This window comes from Methylophaga sp. UBA5088 (assembly GCF_002414625.1).
In the GTDB taxonomy this organism is placed as follows: domain Bacteria; phylum Pseudomonadota; class Gammaproteobacteria; order Nitrosococcales; family Methylophagaceae; genus Methylophaga; species Methylophaga marina.
The window spans coordinates 1-433 of sequence record NZ_DIAC01000034.1 but is presented as its reverse complement, the minus strand read 5'-3'; the positions used below and the strand labels follow the sequence as shown (position 1 = coordinate 433).

Annotated in this window: 1 pseudogene; it reads left to right on the top strand. The window is 39.7% G+C overall.

Features of this window, described 5'->3' with window-relative positions:
- Positions 1-216 (top strand): annotated as a pseudogene (locus B4K20_RS04785) (16S rRNA (adenine(1518)-N(6)/adenine(1519)-N(6))-dimethyltransferase); the annotation flags it as partial.
- Between the last annotated feature and the right edge of the window lie 217 nt (positions 217-433).

Below are 433 nucleotides of genomic sequence, written 5' to 3'. Positions count from 1 at the left end.
GGTGGGGATGTCGATATACGTGTGTTAAGTCAGATTGTGACTCAAGCCTTCAGTCAACGCCGAAAAACCATAGCTAACACGTTGAAAAAGTTGATTTCTCCAGAAATTTTTCTTGCTGCTGACATCGATCCAACACAACGCCCTGAAACCATTTCTGTCGATGCTTTTGTCAGATTGACACGCTGTTATCTGGCCGCATCAGCTGAATCTCAATAATCATGCCAGATTAGCCAAATCTAATTCAGCTGGATAAAGTATGAGTGTGATAGAGATAACATCTTGCTAACAACTGAAATTAACTGTCTTGACACGCTGATTTTGCTGTAGTTAGATACTCAGAACCAATGGGACTCAGAAGCATAACTTAACGTCGCTATTGGGACTTGGACGACATAAATAAATAATGATATGAGGAATTAAGCTGTGAATAAAT